Origin of the sequence: Serratia sp. K-E0102, from assembly GCF_029962625.1 — a bacterium.
Lineage (GTDB): Bacteria > Pseudomonadota > Gammaproteobacteria > Enterobacterales > Enterobacteriaceae > Serratia > Serratia sarumanii.
Window position 1 is genome coordinate 288,403 of record NZ_CP124754.1, and the last position, 23,687, is coordinate 312,089.

The 23,687-nt window shown below is 63.0% G+C and carries 15 protein-coding genes and 1 tRNA gene; 13 read left to right on the forward strand and 3 right to left on the reverse strand.

What is annotated here, in order from left to right; genetic code table 11:
* Positions 1–347: 347 nt before the first annotated feature.
* From SSARUM2_RS01295 to SSARUM2_RS01305, 3 genes are all read left to right on the forward strand, one after another.
* Positions 348–2,441: a TonB-dependent receptor gene (locus SSARUM2_RS01295; protein WP_033655147.1), complete on the forward strand. Its 2,094-nt coding sequence runs from the start codon at positions 348–350 to the stop codon at positions 2,439–2,441.
* A gap of 78 nt (positions 2,442–2,519) precedes the next feature.
* On the forward strand, positions 2,520–5,429 hold the full coding sequence (locus tag SSARUM2_RS01300) for a condensation domain-containing protein (RefSeq protein ID WP_060439183.1): 2,910 nt from the start codon (positions 2,520–2,522) through the stop codon (positions 5,427–5,429).
* A gap of 47 nt (positions 5,430–5,476) precedes the next feature.
* Positions 5,477–6,709, forward strand: a complete 1,233-nt coding sequence (locus SSARUM2_RS01305; protein ID WP_033636746.1) for a hypothetical protein — start codon at positions 5,477–5,479, stop codon at positions 6,707–6,709.
* 58 nt (positions 6,710–6,767) lie between these two features.
* On the opposite strand, the gene SSARUM2_RS01310 is transcribed toward SSARUM2_RS01305, so the two are convergent.
* Entirely contained in the window at positions 6,768–9,050 is a 2,283-nt protein-coding gene (locus SSARUM2_RS01310; RefSeq protein WP_060439182.1) for a TonB-dependent siderophore receptor, read from the reverse strand.
* A gap of 284 nt (positions 9,051–9,334) precedes the next feature.
* On the opposite strand from SSARUM2_RS01310, the gene fes reads away from it, so the two are divergent.
* The 10 genes from fes to SSARUM2_RS01360 all read left to right on the forward strand — a co-directional run bounded on the left by fes (position 9,335) and on the right by SSARUM2_RS01360 (position 22,622).
* Entirely contained in the window at positions 9,335–10,708 is a 1,374-nt protein-coding gene (gene fes, locus SSARUM2_RS01315) for an enterochelin esterase (protein WP_072264937.1), read from the forward strand.
* Positions 10,683–10,889 (forward strand): MbtH family protein, encoded by a 207-nt coding sequence (locus SSARUM2_RS01320; protein WP_033636748.1) that lies wholly within the window; start codon positions 10,683–10,685, stop codon positions 10,887–10,889. Before fes ends, SSARUM2_RS01320 begins: the two co-directional genes overlap by 26 nt.
* A 32-nt stretch (positions 10,890–10,921) precedes the next feature.
* On the forward strand, positions 10,922–14,866 hold the full coding sequence (locus SSARUM2_RS01325) for an enterobactin synthase subunit F (RefSeq protein ID WP_060439181.1): 3,945 nt from the start codon (positions 10,922–10,924) through the stop codon (positions 14,864–14,866).
* A 176-nt stretch (positions 14,867–15,042) separates the two neighbouring features.
* Positions 15,043–16,299, forward strand: coding sequence for an enterobactin transporter EntS (gene entS, locus SSARUM2_RS01330; RefSeq protein WP_033649954.1), 1,257 nt, complete (start codon positions 15,043–15,045; stop codon positions 16,297–16,299).
* 211 nt (positions 16,300–16,510) lie between these two features.
* Positions 16,511–17,716 (forward strand): isochorismate synthase, encoded by a 1,206-nt coding sequence (locus SSARUM2_RS01335; protein ID WP_060439180.1) that lies wholly within the window; start codon positions 16,511–16,513, stop codon positions 17,714–17,716.
* 7 nt (positions 17,717–17,723) lie between these two features.
* Positions 17,724–19,352: a (2,3-dihydroxybenzoyl)adenylate synthase gene (locus tag SSARUM2_RS01340; RefSeq protein ID WP_060439179.1), complete on the forward strand. Its 1,629-nt coding sequence runs from the start codon at positions 17,724–17,726 to the stop codon at positions 19,350–19,352.
* A gap of 3 nt (positions 19,353–19,355) precedes the next feature.
* A complete protein-coding gene (locus SSARUM2_RS01345; RefSeq protein ID WP_004930014.1) occupies positions 19,356–20,216 on the forward strand; it encodes an isochorismatase in 861 nt (286 codons plus the stop codon).
* A gap of 60 nt (positions 20,217–20,276) precedes the next feature.
* Positions 20,277–21,341, forward strand: coding sequence for a YncE family protein (locus SSARUM2_RS01350; protein WP_033655153.1), 1,065 nt, complete (start codon positions 20,277–20,279; stop codon positions 21,339–21,341).
* Between the two features lie 121 nt (positions 21,342–21,462).
* Positions 21,463–22,083, forward strand: a complete 621-nt coding sequence (locus SSARUM2_RS01355) for a DUF2238 domain-containing protein (protein WP_080335459.1) — start codon at positions 21,463–21,465, stop codon at positions 22,081–22,083.
* 158 nt (positions 22,084–22,241) lie between these two features.
* Positions 22,242–22,622 (forward strand): hypothetical protein, encoded by a 381-nt coding sequence (locus SSARUM2_RS01360; protein WP_033649959.1) that lies wholly within the window; start codon positions 22,242–22,244, stop codon positions 22,620–22,622.
* A 230-nt stretch (positions 22,623–22,852) separates the two neighbouring features.
* Here the strand turns inward: SSARUM2_RS01360 and SSARUM2_RS01365 are convergent.
* Together SSARUM2_RS01365 and SSARUM2_RS01370 are read right to left on the reverse strand one after the other, a co-directional pair.
* Positions 22,853–22,928 (reverse strand) — tRNA-Phe (locus tag SSARUM2_RS01365).
* Between the two features lie 160 nt (positions 22,929–23,088).
* On the reverse strand, positions 23,089–23,664 hold the full coding sequence (locus tag SSARUM2_RS01370) for a transcriptional regulator (RefSeq protein ID WP_016929381.1): 576 nt from the start codon (positions 23,662–23,664) through the stop codon (positions 23,089–23,091).
* Between the last annotated feature and the right edge of the window lie 23 nt (positions 23,665–23,687).

The window sequence follows — 23,687 nt, forward strand, 5'->3', positions numbered from 1 at the left end:
TGCTTGTTATTGCAGCGCTTGTTTTACCTGCAAAAATATAAGGCTTTCTGGCTGTTTCCGTGCTCGGCTCCTCATCTTTGTTGATAATGATTTGCATTAGAAAATGCAAAATATTATCATTCTTAACACTCTTTTACGTTTTTATACAAGCTGCCGGCCGCTTCGCCGGCGGCTTGGCCGTGGACGGGGCCGCGCTCGTTTGGCCGCGAAAAACATGGGTTTGCCGCAGGGATAAGCAACAGCAAGGCCGGGAAGGCCGCAGCGTCATGGTCTGTGTGAGTGTCGATGTAGGTTGTGTAAAAAAAATCAAATTTTGTGCACCTCTGGGATGAAAGGAGAAGACATCTATGGGCAAGCATTTTGCGGCTCAACGGCATGAAAGCGTAGGAAACGGGGAAAAAGCGGGGATGAAAGCCATTGGGGCGTTTTCCTCCGTATTTTTAGGGGTTTGTTCACTGGCGATCGGTAACGTCAACGCGGCGGAAACGAAGAGCAACGAAACCTACCAGGACGCGGAAACGCTGCTGGTTACCGGTGAGAAGATCAAACGTTCCATTTTTGACACTGGTTCCAGCGTCGAAGTGTTCGACAGCAACCGCATCGCCTCGATGCCTAATGCGACACAGGTTCCCGATTTGCTGCGCATGACCCCCAACGTAGTGGATGTCGGCATCGGCAACGATCTGCCAACCGTGCGTGGCGTTGACGGCTCCGGCCCGACCACCGGTGCTGGCGCTTTCCTCAGCGGCACCCGCCCACGCCTCAATCTGTCGTTGGACGGCCGTTCGCTAACCTATAACGAACAAGCCTACGGACCGCAATCGCTGTGGGATCTGGATCGCGTTGAAGTGTTCCGCGGCCCACAAAGTTATATTCAGGGGCGTAACGCCATCGCCGGTGCCATCGTCATGGCCAGTAAAGATCCGACCTTCGAATGGGAAAGCGCCTTCAAGGGCGGGGCTGGCAATCAGCACTCTTCACAGTTGGCGGCCATGGCGTCCGGCCCGCTGGTGGAAGATCAGCTGGCGTTTCGCGTCAGCGTCGATCGCCAGCGCCGCCGCAGCGATGCTGACCTGCCGGCCTATGAGCCAGTGGGCGATCCGCGCGAAGTGGAAGCCACCACCGCCCGCGCCAAGCTGCTGTTCAATCCGGCCGGTTTGCGCGATCTGACCACCAAACTGACCTTTAACCACTTCGGCAGCTCCGCGCCGCAAAACGAAAGCCTCAACCCGCAACCGCATCCTGCGAGTGCGCGTCACGACATCCGCCGGCCGGTGTTCAAAAGCAATGTGAACAGCGGTATCTGGGATCTGGCCTGGGAGGCCTCCGATGGCCTGGCGTTGGAAAACCGCGTTATCTATACCGATTTCAACATTAACCGTGCCACGGCTTATAAGCTGCCGTACGCCGACATCGGCGGCAAAGAGGTGCACGTGGAGCCGGTGGTGCGCTTCGGCGGCGCGGACAGTCGCCTGCACGGGCTGGCGGGGCTGCGTTATTTTCACGCCAAGCAGGATGAGTTCGTCAATATCTTCGGCGGCGCGACGTTTAAAGATAAAACCGACACTAACTCGGCCTTCGCTGAGTTGACCTATGCGCTGACGCCGCAGGTGGACGTGACTGCCGCCAGCCGTCTGGAACGCGAACATCGCCAACGCAACGGTGGCAGCCAGGCGGTGCGCATCGACTTCGATGAAACCTACACCGTGTTCCTGCCGAAGTTGGACGTGGCCTGGAAACCGACGGACACTCAAACCTACGGTGCCAAGATCGCGCGCGGTTATAACGCCGGCGGCGCGGGCATTACTCTCAGCAGCCCGATCGTCAGTTACACCTACGGTTCCGAGTATGTCTGGAACTATGAGCTGTACACCCGTCATCATCTGAAAGACGCCAACGTGGTGCTGACCAGCAACGTGTTCTACAACGATTACAAAGACATGCAGCTGCCTTATTACTTGGGTGAAAACTCCAGCGTGATCCGTAACGCCGACAAGGTGGAAACCTACGGCGCGGAAATCGGCGCCACTTGGCAGCCGCGTTGGGACTTCGAGCTGTTCGGTAACGTTGGTCTGCTGAAAACCAAGATCAAAAAGTTCTCGGGCAGCGGCGTGGAAGGGCATGAATTGGGACGCGCGCCGGCTTACACCGCCAACATGGGCGCCAAATATCAGTTCCTGAAAGGGTGGGAAGTGAGCACTAACGTGGCGTTCTCGGACTCCTATTACTCGGCGTATGACAATGATTCGCGCGGGCGCATAGGTTCCTACTGGTCGGCTAACGCCCAACTGGCCTACACCTTCGCCTATGGGCGCGCCACGCTGTTTGCGCAAAACCTGTTCGACTCCGAGCGCCGCATTATGGTTGGTGGCAACGACATCTACACCGCGACGCAGCAGCGCCCGCGCATGGTCGGCGCGGCAGTTGAGCTGAATTTCTAACGCTATCGTGATGACGGGGGACGAATGTCCCCCGTTTTATGCGCTATCCCGGCACGGCCGGGCAGAGGAGATAACGCAGTGATCGGTGATTTTGACAGCATTCTGAGCGATGAAGAGGCCCAGCGGCTGGAGAGCGCGTTTCAGGCGCTGGGCGCGGCGTCGGCGAGCGGCGAGCGGCCGGTAAGCGAAGCCGAAGAACGGGCATGGTTTGCCCATCTGCAGCAGGGTGACGCACGCGGGCAGCGGGCGTTGGCCTGGCGTTTGACGGGGGATGTGGATATCGCCCAATTGACGGCGGCGCTGCAGGCGCTGGTGCGGGAAACGCCGGGCGTGGACGTGCGCTACGTTTTTGATGACGAAAACGGCCTGGTGAAACGCCCCGCCGGCTCGGCGCCGTTGCCGTTGAGCCTTCGTCAGGTGGCGGACGAACAACAGGCCATTTGTCGCCTGCTGCAAGCGCAGGCAACGCCGTTTGTACTGGAAAGCGAAGCGCCGCTGCGCTGCCTGGTGTTGCTCACGCCGGGCGATAACGTGATTTTGGGCGTGGTCTTGCATGACATCCTGGCGGAAACGCTGCCGTGGCGTCATCTGCCGGCGATGCTGTCCGCCCGTTATAACGGGGACGCGATGCCTCTGCCTTTCGCGGCGGAGCCGGTCGAGCTGGCGGAAACTCCGGAGCCGCAGCTGCCGTGGGTGCGCCAGGCGGTCTCACTGCAGGATTATCGCAGCCCGGCGCAGCGCGCTGAAGCCTTACCGCCGGTGGGCGCGCGCGTGGTCACGCGCATTGCGCGCTCGCTGTTGCCCGCCAACGACACGCCGCGGGCGCTGCTGGCGGCGGTGGCGGCGCGGTTTGCCGAGTTCGTCGCCGCGCAGGCCGGCGGCCAAGCGGTGCAGCTGTGCGTGCCGGCGGCGGATACGGCAGAGTGCGTCGGCCTGGAGCTGGGCCTGACGGCGCCGCCGCTGATGCGCCTGACCGTGCAGCATGGCGAGGGCGATATCGGGCAGCGGCTGCTGGCGCAAACCGTGGCTGAACAGCCGGACCCGCAACGGGCGCAGCTGCTGGTGGCCTGGCGCGACGATCTGGCCGCAGAGTGGCGGCTGGAAGGCGTTCACGCCGAACGCCTGTTGCTGCCGCCGCTGCATACGCCGTTTGAGCTGGCGCTGCTGCTGGGGTTGCCGGAGGCGGAAGCGCTGACGCTCGAGTTGGTCACCGATCCGCGCCTCTCTCCGCATGTGGCGCCTTTCCTGCTGGAGCAGTTCAGCGCCTTCCTGGCCGGGCAGCGGATTGCCGTCGCATTGCCGGCGGCTGAGTCCGTTTCCCCGGCGATGGCCGCGCCGGCGGCGAACGGCGACGCGGACGAAAGCGTTGCACCGCTGATTTTGCAGGAGTTCCGTGAGGCGCTGGTGGCGCCGGAAATGACCCTGGATGAAGACTTCTTCGATCGCGGCGGCCATTCGCTGGTGGCCACCCGGGTGATCGGCCGTTTGCTGAGCCTGCATCAGATCGAAATCAACATTAACGACCTGTTCAGCCATCCGACGGCGCGCGGGTTGGCGGGTTATGCCAAACGCCTGAACGTTGCGCAGCCGAATGCCGCGGTGGCCACCGCCGACGATCATGATCGGGCGCAGGCACCGCTGTCGCTGGCTCAGGAATCGCTGTGGAAGGTGTATGAAGCCTTCGGCCATGACGAGATTTTCAACCTGCCGTTCTCTCTGCGCTTCTTCGATGCGGTGGATGAAACGGCGCTGCGTCAGGCGTTTATCGACGTCATGACTCGCCATACCGTGCTGCGTTCACGCTTCGTCGAGCAGCAGGGCGCGGTGGTGCAGGTGGTGGTGCCGGCCGCCGAGCTGCCGGAGTACCAGTGGTTCCGCTTCTCCCACGAGACGCCGGCGGGCAACGCCGCCGCCCTGTTGGCCGACGCCGGCCAGCACCGGTTCGATCTGGCCGCCGAGCTGCCGCTGCGCGTCACGCTGCTGCGCGATGCGGACAACGGTCAGCAACTGCTGTCGCTGCTGTTCCACCATGTGGTGCTGGATGAATGGTCGCTCAACCTGATGATGGATGAATTGGGCGTCGCCTACCGCCATCGCGTCGTCGGCCAGGCGCCGCAGTGGAGCGGGCAGCCGCCGCAGTTCCACACCTTCGCCCGGCAGCAGCGGGCCTCCGGGGTGCAGCAGCAACATCTGGACTACTGGCTCGACGCGCTGCGCGGCGCGCCGGTCGGCCAGCCGATCTTCCGGCAAGAGCCATCCACCCACCCGGCGGTGCCGGCACCGGCGGACGTCAACGGCGGCTGGCTGGAGTTCGAGGTCGATCCCGCCGTGGCGGAAGGCCTGTATCAGCTCGCCCGCCGCAACAACGCTTCGCTGTTCAACGTGGTGTATGCCGGGATTACCTCGGCGCTGCACCTGCTTGGCGGCCCGGCGGATCTGTTGGTGGGCACCTCGACCTCCGGCCGTAACGACGCCGAGTTCTTCGATACCGTCGGCTACTTCACCACCGTGGTGGTGCACCGCGTGCGCTTCGACGAGGGGCTGACGGTGGCCGGGTTGGTCAGCCAGGTGAAAAACACCATCAACGGCTCGCTGCCGTACACCGATATTCCAATCGATCTGGTGGAGGAAGGGTTGTTCGGCGTGGACGCCGACCGCAAGAACCACATGTTCGAAGTGTTTATCCAGATCCACAGCCGCATCAAGCTGAACGGCGAGTTCCGGCTGCAGGACGGCAGCGCGATCGCCTACCGCCAGGTGGAGCCGGAAAAAGCCGAGTCGCTGCTCGGCCTGCAGTTTGAGGTGATGGAAGACGATCTGGCCGGGGCGAAATCCCTGCGGGTGATGATGACCTACCGCCAGGATCACTACAGCCGGGAGCAGGCCAATCTGATCGCCGACGGCGTTCAGCACGTCTTTACCCAGTTTGCGCAGCACATCGCTGGCGATATCGCTCTGGCGGCGCTGCCGCCCGGGCCGCAGGCATGACGTTGTTTCACTCTAACCGAAAGCATGATTTTCAAGGAGATAAAAGGATGTCTGGAACCCTAGCAACCCCGCGCGCGTTACTTTCGCTGCTGGTGGCGGCCTCTCTGGTGGTCGCCGGCGCTGCGCAGGCCGACGATGCCGGCATCAAACCGCAGGACATCAAGCGCGAGGCGCTGTCGTCGGCGGTGGTGGAGATGGCCTACAGCACCTCGCAACAGGCGCTGTTCGTCAGCGCGCCGGACTGGAAGGAAGAGGCGCGCTCCCGTGTGCTGCGGCTGGATCCCAACACCCTGGCGATCAAGGCGGAGATCCCGCTGCAGGTGAAAGGCTTCGGCGTGGCGCTGAACGATGCGGGCAATCGCCTGTACCTGACTCAGGGCTTCAACGGCGAAGTCGGGGTGGTGGACACCACCACCAACCACGCGCTGGGCAGCATCAAGCTGCTGGACAAAGCGGTGCTGGAGCAGGCCTACAAGCAGGCGGGCATCAGCGGCAAGCGCCTGGACTTCCTGCTGGCGGAGTTGAAGAAGTTCAAAATCACCGAGGACTACCTGTACCGCATTCGCGAGATCAAGTATGACGCGCAAAGCGGCCGCCTGTTCCTGCCGGGGCTGGGCTTTGGCGTCGACAGCGTGCTGTACGTGGTCGATACCAAGGCCGGCAAGCTGGAGAAAGTGATCCCGGGCTTCGGCTACAACGCGGTGGGTATCACATTGGATGAGAAGGGCCGCCGGGTATTCGTCTCCAACATGCAGGGGCAGGTGATCACCCTGAACGCCGACACGCTGGCGATCACCGCCACCCACGAAGTGCAGGCCGATCAGCTGCTGAATCTGGTGTATGATCCGGCGAGCAATCGTCTGCTGGGTGTCGATCAGGGTATCGATCGCGATAACTACCGCAATCATCATCTGGGGCACGACTACGTGAAGCGCAGCAGCGGCCACCGGGTATTCGCGCTGGATGCGGACAGCGGCAAGGTACTGGCCAGCGAGCTGACGGATGAGGTGCCGATCGGCCTGCTGCTCGACGAGCGCAGCCAGCGGCTGTACGTCGCCAACCGCAAAGGCGTGCGCGTGGATCACGGCGCCGGGACGCTGACGGTGTTCGACGCCAAGACGCTCAAGCGCCTGCAAACCGTAGATCTGCCGCCGCACCCTAACAGCCTGGCGTTGGATCCGAAAGGCGACGCGCTGTTCGTGACGGTGAAAAACGACGGCGCTTCCACCAAGGCCGGCAAGCCGGAAAGCGTGGTGCGTATTCAGCTGCACACCAACTAACTGAATATAAATATAAAAAAGGGGCGCCGCGGCGCCCCTTTGTCATTGGGTCATGTCATCAGAAGTGGGTGTTGATGCTCATGTAGTAGGTGCGGCCCGGTTCGTTGTAGGTGGCCGCGCCTGCACCGGCGATGTTGATCGCGCCGGTGTTCGGATCGCCCACGTTCTGCGCGTTGCCGGCGCGGAACTGGCGTTTGTCGAACAGGTTATCGATGCCGGCGGTGAGGCTGACGTTTTTGGTCAGGTCATAGGTCGCGCTGGCGCCGACGACGGCATAAGGGCTGACCTCGCGGGTTTCGCCGCCGGTGGCCGGTTTACCCTGGTAGTTGTACTTCTTCGGCTTCTGACGGCCGTACCAGGTCAGGGTGGACTGCATCGACAGATCCTGCGTGGCCTGCCAGCTGAGGGTCGAGTTGACGGTGAACTTCGGGATCACCGACAGGTAATCGCCGGTGGTCTTGTTCTTGTTCTCGATCATGTAGGTGGCGTTGTTGCTCCAGGTGACGGTCTCGCTGACCGGCACGTTCAGCGAGCCTTCCAGCCCTTGCACCACCGCTTTCGGCACGTTTTCCCACTGATAGACCGCCGTGCCGGTGCTGCTGGTGGCGATGCGAGAGTTACCCGCCTCAATCTTGTTGTGGTAATCGTTGCGGAAGTAGGTCACGCCGGCCAGCCAGCCTTCGTTATGGAATTCCAGCCCGATCTCTTTGTTGACGCTGGTCTCCGCCTTCAGATCGTCGTTGCCCAGCAGGTAGCAGCCGTTTTTGGTATCGCTGCCGGCACATCCCTGACCTTTGCTGTACAGCAGATAGTTGCCGTTGGTCTGGAACAGCGTCGGCGCTTTGTAGGAACGCGCGATGCCCATCTTCAGCGTGAAGTAGTCGCCCAGTTCCTGCGACAGGTTCAGCGCCGGGCTCCAGTTATTGCCGGATTCCGAATGCAGATCGTAGCGCAGGCCCGGCGTCAGCATGGTGGTGTCGGTCAGTTCAATGTTGTCTTCGGCGAACAGCGAGAAGATATGCGCGGAAGCATAAGGGCTGCGCGTACCGTTAGTCATGCCGGGAATGGTGCCGCCCATCAGCGTTTGACTGGTGGAGGTGCCGTCCTTCATCCGCTGCTGGGTCCACTCGGTACCCAGCGTGGCGGTCTGGGCAACGCCCAGTTCAAACGGCACGCTGACTTCGCTGTGCGCCAGGAAGTCGTCCAGCTTGGTGGTGCCGAAGCCGGTGTTTTTGGTGTCGAAGATGCCTTCGGTGCCGCCGGCCAGCCCTTCGTTCAGGCGGGTGTTGCGGGTGCGCTCAAACTGCACGTAGTTGTTGGTGCTCACGCCGTTGTCCCAGGCGCCGCGGTGGGTCAGGCCGAAGGTTTCACGGTAGATGCGGTTGGTCTCTTCGCCGTAGTTGCTCTGCACCAGGGCGTTGGTGTTGGTGTTCTGGGTATCGCCGGCGTACAGGTTGCCCTGGCGGCCGTAAGCGTACTCGAACTCCAGCGACTGCAGATGGGCGAAGTCCCAGTGCAGCAAGGCGTCGATATTTTTATCGACCACCCCTTCGCGCCCGGCCGGGACGCTGTTGGCGTAGGCGCCGACGCGTTCGGACTTATGCGATTCGTTAATGTCCCAGGCGTCGGCCTGCGTTTTGCTGTAGCCGCCGAACAGACGGAAGCTCAGGGAATCGCTCAGTGGGCCGGACAGGCTGAAGTCGGTGCGTTTGGTGGCGCCTTCCTGCTTGTGCTGCGGCACGTTGAAGTAGCCGTTCAGCGAGCCGTGCAGCGCATCGCCGGCCTTCTTGGTGATGATGTTGACCACGCCGCCCGCGGCGCCGTTGCCGTAGCGCGCCGCGGCAGGGCCGCGCAGCACTTCGATGCGCTCGATCATTTCCGGCGGCACCCAGGCGGTATCGCCGCGCGAGTCGCGCTCGCCGCGCCAGCCCTGACGCACCGAGTTGCGGCTGGAGGCCGGTTTGCCGTCGATCAGAATCAGGGTGTTTTCCGGGCCCATGCCGCGGATATCGATCTGGCGGTTGTTGCCGCGCTGGCCGCTGGTGGAGTTGCCGGTCAGGTTAACACCGGGCATGGTGCGGATCAGTTCGCTGATGTCGCGCGCCGGCGGGCGTTTCTTGATCTCATCGGCGGTGATGGTGGACACCCCAGGCGCCTGCAGGTTCTGCCGGGCGGCGGTCACGACGATGGTGTCTTCGCCGCGCGGCTTTTTATCCGCGGCGCCGCTGTTTTCTTCCGTGGTGGGGGTATCGGTCTGCTGCGCGGCGTTGGCGAACGCGGACGCGCCCAATCCCAAGCCGATAAGAGTGGCTAAAGAATAACGTGATAGCTTGCTTTTCATTTGAGTGTCCTACCTTGCTGCCATCCCTCGCCGAACGGGGGGAAGGGCGGTTGTAGTTTTTGTGTAGTCGGAAATAGAAAATCGGCTGCGGCAAGGGATGCCATTGATATATCCCCGATCCCTGTCCGTTGCGCGCAATACCAGCACGATCTCCAAGCCTTACACACTATTGCAAATGCAAATTATTATCAATAGTATTTGGCGTACAGTGCGTTCGGGCGGTGGCCGGCGATAGGGAAAAGTCGACGTTCCCGGTGCCGCCAACTACAAAATGGGTAGGCGTTGTGAATACAGAACTACAGTCAGAAAGCAGCAGATTATTGGCCAGCAGCAATGCGGGTAGTCCAGGATGGTGGTTGACGGTGGCACGGCGCGGTACGCCATGGGTAGAACCGGCGGGTAATGGCCGCTGGCGAACCACCTTTTTCTGGCGCGATCCTCAGGGATGCGAATTGACCTCCGCCTACCGCCGCGTGTGGATCAACATCAACTGCCTGACCGACCATCACCAGCCGAATCCGCCGCAAAGCCTGCAGCGTTTGGCCGGCACCGACGTGTGGTACTGGCAGACCGAGCTGAGCGGCGCCTGGCGCGGCAGCTACTGCTTTATTCCCTGCTTTGACGAGCGGCCGCCGGCGTTCAGCGGCGACGATGCGCACGCCAACATGCACAACCTGCGCCACTGGTGGCACCAGGTGTTCGCCAGCGCCACCCCCGATCTGCTCAACCCGTATCGCTCCTGGCAAAGCGCCAGCGGCCACAGCGTCTCCGGCCTGCACATGCCGGATGCGCCGCCGCAGCCGGTATGGCGTTCGTTCGACGAGTATGAGATCGCCAGCGGGCGCTGCACGCCGCCGCTGCCGGCGCGTTTGCAGCGCCATACCTGGCAGAGCGAGCGCCTGGGCAACAGCCGCGACGTTTGGATCTACACCACCGGCGACAGCAAGCCGGCCGAGCGTCCGTTGGCAATCCTGCTCGACGGTCAGTTCTGGGCGAAGCAGATGCCGGTCTGGGAGCCGCTGATGCAGCTGACCCGCGAGGGAGCGTTGCCGGAAGCGGTGTATGTGTTGATCGACATCATCGATCTGCCGCACCGGGCGCGAGAATTAACCTGCAAGGACGATTTCTGGCTGGCGGTGCAGGAAGAACTGATGCCGCAGCTGGCCGACTGGGCGCCGCACAGCGACAAACCGGCCGATACGGTGGTGGCGGGGCAAAGCTTTGGCGGCCTGGCTTCCCTGTATGCCGGGCTGCGCTGGCCGCAGTGCTTCGGCGCGGTAATTACCCAGTCCGGTTCCTACTGGTGGCCGCGGCGCGACATGCTGCAGCTGCCGAGCATCCCCGACGACGCCTGCTGGCTGATGCAGCAGGTGGAACGGCATGGCCTGGGCAACCACGGTGCGCTGAAGGTATTTATGGAAGCCGGTTCGCAGGAAAAGCTGGTGCATCGGGTCAGCGGCGAAATGGCGGCTCGCCTGAGCGACGCCGGCCATCGGGTGCACTACCGGGTGGTGGAAGGCGGGCACGACGCGTTGTGCTGGCGCAGCGGCCTGACCGACGGGCTGCAGGCGGTCTGGGCCTCCGCTTTCGCCACCGCTTATCCGGCATCGGCGACGGCACGAGGAACACATGATGGAAAGCCTGAATCCGTTCGATGATCAACAGCAGCGCAGCCTGGTGCTGCGCAACGTACAACAACAATACAGTTTGTGGCCGGATTTCCGCGCCATTCCGTCCGATTGGACGATCGTCTTCGGCCCGGCGGCGCGCACCGCGTGCACCGAGTGGCTGGAACAGCATTGGCAAGACATTCTGCCGGTCGCAGCAAGCAAGGCGTGACCGGCGCCAGGTAATCACGGGAGCAATAAGCAGTGTCACACACCCCTAACTCTCTCAGCGGCCCGGCGCTTGCGGGCGAATGGCCGCTGGTCGCGGCGCAACCCGGCATCTGGGTCGCCGATCAAATCTCCCCGCATCGCAATGCCTACGCGGTGGCCCACGCCATCGAACTCAACGGCCCCATTGCCGTAGAGCCTCTGCTGCAGGCCATCATCCAGGGCCTGGGCGAGGTGGACATGCTGCGCCTGCGTTTTGCGGAACGCGACGGCGTGCCGGTGCAATGGCTGGATGACGCGCTGGCGGTGCACGAGCCGGAACTTGTCGATCTGACGACGTCGCCGGATCCCGAAGCCGCCGCGCGCGCGCTGATGGACATCGATCTGGCGAGCGATCTGCGCGCCGGCAGCGGCGCACCGCTGTATCGCCATGTGGTGATGCGCCTGGCGGATAACCGCTGGTTCTGGTATCAGCGCTATCACCATCTGCTGGTGGACGGTTTCAGCTTCACCGCCATCGCTCGCCGCGTGGCGGCGATTTACACCCATATTTGCCGCGGCGACGCGCTGGAACCGACGCCTTTCACGGCGTTCAGCGACGTGGTGGCGGAATACCAGGCTTACCGGGAGGCGCCGGCCTGGCAGCGCGACGCCGATTTCTGGCTCGAAAAAGCGCGGCAGTTGCCGCCGCCGGCCACGCTCTGCCCGCAGCCGCTGGCCGGGCAAACCCCCACGCCGCGCATCCACCGGCTGGAACAGCGCTGCGATCCGCAGGCTTTCGCCGAACTGGTGCAGTGCGGCGCGCAGCAGAAGCTGAACGCCGCCGATATGGCGGTGGCGCTGGTGGCGCTGTGGGTATCGCGCCTGAGCGGCCAACCGAGTTTCAGCGCCGGTTTTATCTTCATGCGCCGTACCGGATCGGCCGCCCTGTGCGCCGCCGGGCCGGTGATCAACGTGCTGCCGATGGAGATGCATCTCGAGCCGCAGGCCACGCTGTATGAGGCCGCCGCCCGCATCAGCCGCGAGCTGAAAACGGTGCGCCGCCATCAGCGCTACGACGCCGAACAGGTGCAGCGCGATCTGGGGCGCATCGGCGACGGCGAACCGCTGTACGGCACGGTCTTCAACTTCAAAATGTTCGATTACCAGCTGGATTTCGCCGGTATCGAAGGCATCACTCACGATCTGGCCTCCGGGCCGGTGCGCGATCTGGAGATTGCGCTGTTTATCGACGAACACCATCAGTTGAAGGTTGAGCTGCTGGCCAACGCCGAGCGTTACGGCCGCCAGGAACTGCAGGCGCACCTGCAGCGGCTGCCGCTGCTGCTGGCGCAGTTCGCCGCGCAGGCAACGTTGCCGATCGGCGAAGCCGATATGCTGACCGCCGACGATCATGCGCTGCTGGCGCGGGTCAACGACACGGCGCACCCGGTGCCGGCGACCACGCTGAGCCAGTTGCTGGCGCAGCAGGCGCAAACCACGCCGGACGCGCCGGCGCTGGCGGATGCGCATTTCAATTTCACCTACCGCGAAACGCGCGAGCAGGTCATGGCGCTGGCGCGCGAGCTGGTTGCGCAGGGCGTGCGGCCGGGCGACATCGTGGCGGTGGCGCTGCCGCGTTCGGTGTTCCTGTCGCTGGCGTTGATGGCGATCGTGGAAGCGGGCGCCGCCTATCTGCCGTTGGACACCGGTTATCCGGACGAGCGGCTGGCGATGATGCTGGAAGACGCCGCGCCCCGGCTGGTCATCACCAACCCGGCGCAGCAGGCGCGGTTCGCCGACAAGGGCGAAATTTTGCTGTATGACGCGCCGCTGCCGGCCGATCACGCCGCCGGGGTGGCGATCGCGAGCCCGACGCCGAACCATGCGGCCTATATCATCTTTACTTCCGGCTCCACCGGGCGCCCGAAAGGTGTGCTGGTCGGCCATCAGGCGATCGTCAACCGCTTGCTGTGGATGCAGCACCAGTATCCGCTGGGGGCGGACGACGCGGTGCTGCAGAAAACGCCGTGCAGTTTCGACGTCTCGGTATGGGAATTCTTCTGGCCGCTGATGGTCGGCGCCCGGCTGGTGATGGCGCCGCCGGAGGCGCACCGCGATCCGCAGCAGCTGCAACAGCTGATCGCGCAGCACCGCATTACCACGCTGCACTTCGTGCCGTCGATGCTGGCGGCTTTCGTTGCCGCCCTGGACGACGACGCGGCGGTGGCGAGCTGCGCCGCGCTGCGCCAGGTGTTCTGCAGCGGCGAAGCGCTGCCGGCGGAGCTGTGCCGCCTGTGGCAAAGCCGCACGGCGGTGCCGCTGCACAACCTCTACGGCCCGACCGAAGCGGCGGTGGACGTGACCTGGCATCCGGCCCACGGCGACGCGCTGGCGAAGGTGACCGGCGCCAACGTGCCGATCGGCCTGCCGGTATGGAACACCGGACTGCGCATTCTTGACGCGCGCCTGCGGCCGGTGCCGCCGGGCGTGGCGGGCGATCTGTATCTGACCGGCGTGCAGCTGGCGCACGGCTACCTTGGCCGGCCGGATCTGACCGCCAGCCGCTTTGTCGCCGATCCGTTCGGCGAGGGCGGGCGCATGTACCGCACCGGCGACGTGGCGCGCTGGCTGCCGGACGGCGCGGTGGAATATTTGGGCCGCAGCGACGATCAGCTGAAGATCCGCGGGCAGCGGATCGAGCTGAGCGAAATCGACCACGCCTTGCTGTCGCTGCCGGGCGTGCGCCAGGCGGTGACGCACGCGCTGGTGTTGCAGGGCACGCCGGTGGACGCTGGCGGCGATGCGCGCCAGTTGGTGGGCTATCTGGTGATGCAGCCTGGCGCGAGCTGGGATGCGGAAGCCCTGCGCGCGGCGCTGGCCGACCGGCTGCCGCCGCACATGGTGCCGGTGGCGCTGGTGGAAATGAGCGATTTGCCGCTGAGCGCCAACGGCAAGCTGGATCGCAAGGCCTTGCCGCAGCCGCAGGGCGGCGAGCGCAAGGCTGGGCGGCCGCCGCAGGCCGGGCTGGAAAGCGAGATCGCGGCGGTATTTGCCCGATTGCTGCAGCGCGAGCAGGTGTTCGCCGATGACGATTTCTTCGCGCTCGGCGGCCATTCGCTGCTGGCGATGCGGCTGGCGGCGGAGCTGCGCCGCGATCTGGGCAAGGCGGTGTCCGTCGGCCAGGTAATGGTGGCGTCGCGCGTCGAGCAGTTGGCTGTCTTGTTAGCGGAAGATCGCACGCAGGAAGAGGCCGATCGCAGCGGCTTCGACAGCGTATTGCCGCTGCGCGTCACCGAGGGGCCGACGCTGTTCTGTCTGCACCCGGCGTCCGGTTTCTCTTGGCAGTTCAGCGTATTGCCGCGCTATCTCGATCAGCACTGGTCGCTGGTCGGTATCCAGTCGCCGCGGCCGGACGGCCCGCTGGCACTGAGCGAAGATATGGATCAGGTGGTGGATGCCCACCTGCAGACGGTGTTGCAGGTACAGCCGCACGGGCCGTACCACTTCATCGGCTACTCGCTGGGCGGCACGCTGGCGCAGGGCATTGCCGCCCGGCTGCAGGCGCGCGGCGAGCAGGTGGCGTTCCTCGGCCTGCTGGATACCTATCCGCCGGAGACCCAAAACTGGGACGTGATGCTGGACGACAACGTGTTGAAGGAGGTGCAGCGCGAGCGCGAGCAGTTCCTGGCGGTGTCGCAGGATACGCTCGATCCGGCGCTGGGCGAGACGCGCACCGCGATGTTCGACAACATTGAAGCCAACTACGCCGACTCGGTGCGGTTGTTGTCGCACACGCGTACCGCCCGTTTCCACGGCCAGGCGACGCTGTTCGTCGCCAAACGCACGCTGCAGGAAGGGATGGACGTGCAGCAAACCTGGTCGCAGTACGTCGATGCGCTGCAGGCGCACGAGCTGGACTGCGCGCATGTCGATATCGTTTCGCCGGCGTCGTTCAAAGTGCTGGGGCCGCTGCTGAACCGGATCTTGCGCACGCTGTAATCGCGTCCGTCATCTCGCCGCCAGGCACGGGGATGACCCCGCGTGTGGCGGCGTTTCTTGCGGTTGCTCACGGTTGAATATCAATGAGTTTTATTATCATTATTGATTTCGCCATCTGTGCTAGCATAGCGCCCCGCAACTGCAGAATCCCCGTTTAACGATGTGGTGAAAAACCGATGAGTAGCAAACCCTCCATCCTGCTTGATTTTAGCCTGCTGAAAACCAACCGGGCTTTCCGCGCGGTATTCTGCGCGCGCTTTATTTCCATTGTGGCGCTGGGGCTGATGGCGATCGCCATCCCGGTGCAGATCCAGGCGCTGACCGGTTCCACCCTGCAGGTCGGGCTGGCGGTGACGCTGGCCGGCGGCGGCATGTTCGCCGGGCTGCTGATGGGGGGCGTATTGGCCGATCGCTATGAGCGGCGCCGACTGATCCTGTTCGCGCGCTCCACCTGCGGCATCGGCTTCGTCGGCCTGTGCCTCAACGCCCTGTTGCCGTCGCCTTCGCTGGCGGCCATTTATCTGCTGGCAGTGTGGGACGGCTTCTTCGGCGCGGTGGGGGTGACGGCGCTGCTGGCGGCCACGCCGGCGCTGGTGGGCCGCGAAAACATCGTGCAGGCGGGCGCCATCAGCATGCTGACGGTGCGCTTCGGCTCGATCCTTTCTCCGGCGATCGGCGGCCTGGTGATCGCCCATATGGGCATTGCCTGGAACTACGGCCTGGCGGCGTTCGGCACCCTGCTGACGCTGCTGCCGCTGCTGAGCCTGCCGCAGCTGATGCCACCGCCGCAGCCGCGTGAACACCCGCTGCGCGCGCTGGCGGGCGGTTTCGCCTTCCTGTTCCAGAATAAGGTGATCGGCATGGTGGCGCTGATCGGCGCGCTGCTGACCATGGCCAGCGCGGTGCGCGTGCTGTACCCGGCGATGGCGGAAAGCTGGCACATCGACGCCGCCCACCTCGGCTATATGTACGCCGCCGTGCCGCTCGGCGCCGCCATCGGTGCGTTCACCAGCGGGCGCGTGGCGCACGTGGCGCGCCCCGGTTGGGTGATGTTGCTGACGGCGATCGCGGCGTTCGCCGCCATTGGCCTGTTCGGCCTGATGCCGTGGTACAGCCTGGCGTTGCTGTGCCTGGTGGCGTTCGGCTACCTGAGCGCGCTGAACTCGCTGCTGCAGTACGGCCTGATCCAGAGCCTGACGCCGGACAACTTCCTCGGCCGCATCAACGGCCTGTGGACGGCGCAGAACGTGGTGGGCGATGCGCTGGGCGCGTTGCTGCTGGGGGCGATGGGCGCCTTTATGCTGCCGGCGATGAGCGCCAGCGGTTTCGGTTTCGGCGCGGCGCTGCTCGGCATCCTGTTGCTGTTCGCCATGACCGGTTTGCGCCAGGTGACGCTGCACAAACCGGAGCCGCAGCCCGCCACAGAAAAGTAGTCGAACGCGTTAAGACAACGCTGTGGGATCAAATAGCAATGCTTATCATCGGCATGCGTAAAATCCACAGCGTTTATGTCATGATTTTGAAATGAAAGAAGTGCTTACGTTTATTGACATGGCAAATATCGGCGAGTAATTTAGCGCGGAATTAACTCAAATGATAATCATTATTATATTGGTTATCACTTCAAAATCTGAGGGCGAAGCGATGGATACTGCCGTGAACGACATCAATCGAAAGGAAATGCAGGAGCGCGAAGAACACCGGTTCGCCGCTGATTTTTCTCCGGCGTCGGGCTTCTTCTTTACCTCCCCTTTCCGCAGCTTGACCACCACCGGATGTTTCAGCCGCATTCGCCTGCCGGCCGCGGACGGCGCCGATCTGAACGGCGAGTTCCAGCGCAGCGTGCGGCAGGCGTTTGCCGAGGCCCGTCAGGCCGGTATCAAAAATCCGCTGCTGTGCGGCGCTATCCCGTTCGATACCCGGCAGCCTTCGGCGCTGTTTATTCCGCAGCAGAGCCGCTGGTTCGATCGCGCCGCTTTTATGGCCGGCGTTCAGCCGGCGGCAGAGGGGCCGGAGCTGGCTGGCATAACGGAGCTGCCGCCGCAGCAGCCGTTCATGAACATGGTCAGCGATGCCGTTGACGCGATGAAGGCCGGTGAGCTGGATAAAGTGGTCTTGTCGCGCCTGCTGGAGATCGAAACGCGCCGGCCGGTGGATCGCCATGCGCTGATGGCGCGCGTGATCGCCCAAAACCCGCACGGTTTCCACTTCCACGTGCCGCTGGATCAGGGCGCGCTGTTGGGCGCCAGCCCGGAGCTGCTGCTGCGCCAGGACGGCGGCCGTTTCTACTCCAACCCGCTGGCCGGTTCCGCCCGGCGCGAGGCCGACCCGCAGCGCGATCGCGAAGTGGGGGAGCGGCTGATGGCCTCGGCGAAAGATCGCCACGAGCATCGCATCGTCACCGAAAGCATGCGTGACGTGCTGGCCGGCCGCTGCCGCTACCTGAACGTGCCGCACACCCCTGAATTGTTGACCACCACCACGCTGTGGCATCTCTCCACGCCGATCGACGGCGAGGCGGCCTCTCCAGACGAAAATGCCCTGTCGCTGGCCTGCCTGTTGCACCCGACGCCGGCGCTGTGCGGCATGCCGACGGCCCAGGCACACACCCTGATCGGCAAGCTGGAGCCGTTCGATCGCGGCCTGTTTGGCGGCATCGTCGGCTGGTGCGATGACGAAGGCAACGGCGAGTGGGTAGTGACTATCCGCTGCGGCACCGTTGACGGCAACCGGGTGCGTCTGTTCGCCGGCGCCGGCATTGTGGAAGACTCTTCACCCGAATCTGAATGGCATGAAACAGGCACCAAACTCAGCACCATTCTGCGTGCCTTTGGTATGAATCAAGGATAACGACAAGATGAGCATTGCCTTTACCCCCTGGCCGGCGGAGTTCGCCAGCCGCTATCGCGAACGCGGCTACTGGACTGACAAGCCGCTGACCGAGATCCTCGACCGCCAGGCCAACAACGACGCCCCGGCGATTATCGACGCCCAGGGCAGCCTGACCTACCGCGAGCTGCAGCAGCGCTCCGATCGCCTGGCGGCCGCTCTGCTGCGCCGCGGCGTGAAATCCGGCGACACCGCGTTGGTTCAGCTGGGCAACGTGGCGGAGTTTTATATCGTGTTCTTCGCGCTGCTGAAAATTGGCGTGGCGCCGGTCAACGCGCTGTTCAGCCATCAGCGCAGCGAGCTGAATGCCTATGCCGAGCAGATCAAACCGGCGCTGCTGATCGCCGATCGCCAGCACGGGCTGTTTGCCGACGATCAATTCCTGAACGCCTTCCGCGATGCGCATCCTTCGCTGCGGGTTGTGGCGCTGCGTAGCCAGCCCGAGGGCGAGCTGGCGCTGGCCGCCTGGCTGGATGAAGCGAGCGACGGTTTTGTCGCGCAGCCTTCCGCGGCCGATCAGGTGGCGTTCTTCCAGCTTTCCGGCGGCAGCACCGGTACGCCGAAGCTGATCCCGCGCACCCACAATGATTACTACTACAGCATTCGCCGCAGCGTGGAGATCTGCCGTTTCGACGCGCAGACCCGCTATCTGTGCGCGCTGCCGGTGGCGCACAACTACCCGATGAGTTCGCCGGGCGTGCTGGGCGTGTTTTATGGCGCCGGGCTGGTGGTGTTCGCCGCCGATCCGGACGCCGGGCAGTGCTTCCATCTGATCGAACAGCACCAAATCAACGTGACGGCGCTGGTGCCGCCGGCGGTCACGCTGTGGCTGCAGGCGATCGAAGAGTGGGGCGGCAATGCCCAACTCGCCAGCCTGAAACTGCTGCAGGTGGGCGGCGCCAAGCTGGGCGAGACGCTGGCGGCGCGCATTCAGAACGAAATCGGCTGCCAACTGCAGCAGGTGTTCGGCATGGCTGAAGGGTTGGTCAACTACACCCGGCTGGACGACGACGAACGCCACATCCTGACGACGCAAGGGCGGCCAATGTCGCCGGACGACGAGGTGTGGGTGGCGGATGACGACGGCAATCCATTGCCGGCGGGCGAGGTCGGCCGGTTGATGACGCGCGGGCCTTATACCTTCCGCGGTTACTACCAGAGCCCGGCGCACAACGCCGACGCCTTCGACGCCGACGGTTTCTACTGCTCCGGCGATCTGATCAGTATCAGCGAAGACGGCTACATCACCGTGCAGGGGCGGCAGAAAGATCAGATCAACCGCGGCGGAGAGAAGATCGCCGCCGAGGAGATCGAGAACCTGCTGCTGCGTCATCCGGACGTGATCAACGCCGCGCTGGTGTCGATGCCGGACGCGCTGATGGGGGAGAAGAGCTGCGCCTATATCATCGCCAACGCGCCGCTGAAGCCGGTGGTGCTGCGCCGCCACCTGCGCGAGCAGGGCGTGGCGGACTTCAAACTGCCGGATCGCTTTATTCAGGTGGACAGCCTGCCGCTGACCCCGGTCGGCAAAGTGGACAAAAAACGGCTGCGCCAGCAGCTCGACGCGCAACTACAGACTCAGGCTCAGGGAGATTAATCGATGGCCATTCCAAAACTTAATGACTACGCGCTGCCGACGGCGGACGAACTGCCGCAAAATAAAGTCACCTGGCAGGTAGAACCGCAGCGCGCCGCGCTGCTGATCCACGACATGCAGCAGTATTTCCTCAATTTCTGGGGCGAAGACAGCGCGCTGATTAAACAGGTGGTGGAGAACATCGCCAACCTGCGCCGCTACTGCAAACAGCAGGGCATTCCGGTGTTCTATACCGCGCAGCCGAACCAGCAGAGCGATGAAGACCGCGCGCTGTTGAACGACATGTGGGGGCCGGGCCTGAACAAACACCCCGAGCAGCAGGCGGTGACCGCCGCGCTGGCGCCGGACGAAGACGACACGGTGCTGGTGAAATGGCGCTACAGCGCCTTCCACCGCTCGCCGCTGCAGGAGATCCTGCAGGAGTCCGGCCGCGATCAGCTGATTATCTGCGGCGTGTATGCGCACATCGGCTGCCTGACCACCGCCATCGACGCCTTCATGCGCAATATCCAGCCGTTCATGGTGGCCGACGGCCTGGCGGATTTCTCGCGCGACGAACACCTGATGGCGCTGCGCTACACCGCCGGCCGCTGCGGCCGGGTGGTGACCACCGCGTCTCTGTTGCCGGCTGCCGGTATCGCCAGCATCGATGCGCTGCGTCAGCAGATCCTGCCGCTGCTTGACGAAGACAGCGAAGACATGGGCAACGATGAGAACCTGATCGATTATGGCCTGGATTCGGTGCGCATCATGGAGCTGGCGACCCGCTGGCGCAAGATCCGCGGCGATATCGACTTTATCGCGCTGGCGCGCAACCCGACCATCGACAGCTGGTGGGCGCTGCTTTCCGAAGAGAAAGCCTGATTTTAATAACGAGAGAGGGCGGCCGCTCGGCCGCCCCGTTGGTTCTATAAGGAGATTACGATGAATGCTTTGATCACCAAGGGAAAACGTGCGGCATTTCCGCTGATGCTGCTGTCCACGCTGCTGTTCTCCAATACGCTGCTGGCGCAGACCGCGCCGGAAGTGCTGCGCAAGCCGGTTGGCAAGGGCGCCTATGAAATGGCCTACAGCCCGAGCGAGAACGCGCTCTATCTGGCGACGTCGCAGAGCCGCAAGCTGGACAAGGGCGGCATCGTTTATCGTCTGGATCCGACCACGCTGGACGTGACCCAGATTATTCATAATGACATCAAACCGTTCGGCGCCGCCGTCAACGCCAAGACCGGCACGCTGTTCTTCGGCAACACCGTCAATAACTCGGTGACCGCCATCGACGCCAAGACCGGCGAGGTGAAAGGCCGCCTGGTGCTGGACGCGCGCAAGCGCTCCGAGACCGTCAAGCCGCTGGCGCCGCGCGAACTGGTGGCGGATGCCGACAGCGATACCCTGTACATCACCGGTCTGGGTGAATCCAGCGTAGTGTGGGTGGTGGACGGCAAGGATCTGACCCTGCGCGCCACCGTGACCGACACCGGCAAATACGGCACCGGCCTGGCGCTGGACGCCGCCGCCAAACGTCTGTACGTTACCAACGCCGACGGCGAGCTGGTGACCATCGACACCCAATCCAACAAGGTGCTGTCGCGCAAGAAGCTGGATGAGTCCAAAGAGCACTTCTTCCTGAACATCAGCCTGGATACCGCTACCCATCGTGCGTTCATCACCGATTCCAAGCAGCCGCAGGTGCTGGTGGTGGATACCCGCAACGGCAACATTCTGAGCAAGATCGACGTACCGGAATCGCTGGCGGTGCTGTTCAACCCGGCGCGCAATGAAGTTTACGTCACCCATCGCCAGGCGGGCGAAGTGAGCGTAATCGACGCCAAGAGCTACAAGGTGCTGAACACCATCAAGACGCCGACCCACCCGAACAGCCTGGCGCTGTCGCCGGACGGTCAGACGCTGTACGTCAGCGTCAAGCAGGCTTCCAGCCGCGAGAAAGAAGCCACCGCGCCGGACGACGTGATCCGCGTAGCGCTGAAATAATCCCGCTCAGGGTACGCGCATATCGAACAGGCGAAGCGGCGACGCTCCGCCTGTTTTTTTTCGCCCCAGGATCTGCGGTATAAAGAGTGTATTGATCCGTTAACCCGAAGGAACGTTGGTTATGCCTGCCTCGCGTACCCCGCTGTTATTGTCCGTTATCACCCTGCTGCTGCTGGCCGCGCTGATCCACAGCGGCATCCGCCCTTACGATCGCCCCACCTGGCTGATGGAGGTGGCGCCGGTATTGGTAGTTTTGCCGCTGCTGTGGCTGACTTATCGCCGCTATCCGCTGACGCCGCTGCTCTACACGCTGATTTTATTTCATGCGTTGATCCTGATTTTCGGCGGCATGTACAGCTACGCCCGCGTACCGCTGGGGTTTGAGGTGCAGCAGTGGCTGGATCTTGGCCGCAACCCGTACGACAAACTGGGGCATTTCTTCCAGGGATTGGTGCCGGCGCTGGTGGCGCGCGAGATCCTGCTGCGCGGCGGCTATGTGCAAGGGCGCAAGATGCTGGGCTTCGTGGTGTGCTGCATCGCGCTGGCCATCAGCGCCGTTTACGAGCTGATCGAGTGGTGGGCGGCGCTGGCGCTGGGCCAGGGCGCCGACGAGTTTCTCGGCACCCAGGGTGACCCGTGGGATACCCAGTCCGATATGTTCTGCGCCTTGCTCGGCGCGCTATGCGGTTTGCTGCTGTTCGCCGGTTGGCAAGACCGGCAAATTCGCCGCCTGTGTCGATAAATCTTGGTAACAAAGGCGTGGTTGGAGGGGGCTGCATTTAATCGCGTTTACCGCCGGTTCAGCGTATTTGTGCTATATCACTGGTTCGGAGCGGCTGTTTGAATGCGAGACTGAGTTTGATCATTACCCCCTTATCCCGAAAAGCGTACGCAGTATGGATGTCGTTAACGATAGGGCTCAGCTTTGCGTGGCTAAATCTTTTGGATCTCTATAACAACGACACGTTGTTCTTTCAGAAGTTAACGATTTCCGTCATCAATAACACCTCGTTCGCCGATGTCGTCGCCTCTTACCTGAGACTGATTCTGTATCTACCTTTCGGGCTGTTGGCGATCGTGTTGACGCTGTTGTTTTGCGCCCGGCGGCTATGCGATACCCGGCTCTTTGTGCTCGCTTGGCCGATTTCTCTGGCGGTCTTCTTGGTCTTTTGGTTTGTTAATGTCGCTTTCCCCGGACATCTCAATCTGGTGTTGGTCGCTAAATCTTGCGTACTGGCACTGATTGGGCTGGTTCCGCCGAGGAAACGAGAGGCCGAATAATCGAACGCAGTTCGATGAAGAGTCCGTACCCAGAAAGCGAAAAACCCGCCATAGGCGGGTTCTTCTAAATAGGGCGACCGGACTCGGACAACCGGCGTCTGCGCCGCGTTGAACAGCGCTTTAGCGCTGGCCCGAGGGTGAGGCCTTTGGCCGAATAATCGAACGCAGTTCGATGAAGAGTCCTGGCCCTGAAAAGCAAAAACCCGCCTTTTGGGCGGGTTCTCTAAATATGGTGCCCGGACTCGGAATCGAACCAAGGACACGGGGATTTTCAATCCCCTGCTCTACCGACTGAGCTATCCGGGCAACGGGCAGCATTAAACCGTATTGGCCGATGGCCGTCAACGGCTTTATGCATGAAAGGCGTTAAAACGCGTCCGGTTGCTGGCTTTTCAGGCAAAGGGCGCAAAAATTGCGCCTGTTCAGGCTATCTCCTTGGGCTGACGGCGCCGCAAGCGCGGCTCGCCTAGCTTAGCGCCCCGTTGCGGCGGCACTGCGCCACCTGCAAGATGTCTTCCGCCAGCCGTTTGGCGACCGATACGTCCTGGAGCTGGCGTTTTACCAGCAGTTTGCTCAGGCAGCCTTCCTGAATCAATTCCATTTGCTGCGCCACCATGTCGGCGTCGTCGGCGTCCATTTCACGCAGCAGTTCGCGGGTCAGCTCCAGCGAGGTCAGCTTTTGCTGTTCCGCCAGTTGGTGGATCGGGTGATCCGTTTCCGGGAAGAAGCTGCAGGCGGCGATAAACAGGCAGCCGGGATAGCGGTCTTGCTGCACGTATTCCGCCAGCACGTCATAGCGCGCCAGCAGCTTTTGCTGCGGGCTCAGGTTTTCATCCAGCAACAGCTGGCGGCGCCAGGTGTCGATCTGTTGGCCGTGGTAGCGCAGGCAGTCGTACAGCAGCGCTTCGCGATCCGGCCAGAACCGTTTGAGATCGCCGGGCTGAACGTCGAGTTTTTCCGCCAGCATCTCTAATGTGGCGGTCGCCAGGCCCTGTTGTTCCAACAGGCCCAGCGCGGTATCAAGGACGTGTTCACGTTGCACTTGTGCTTCCTCCCATTCGCTTC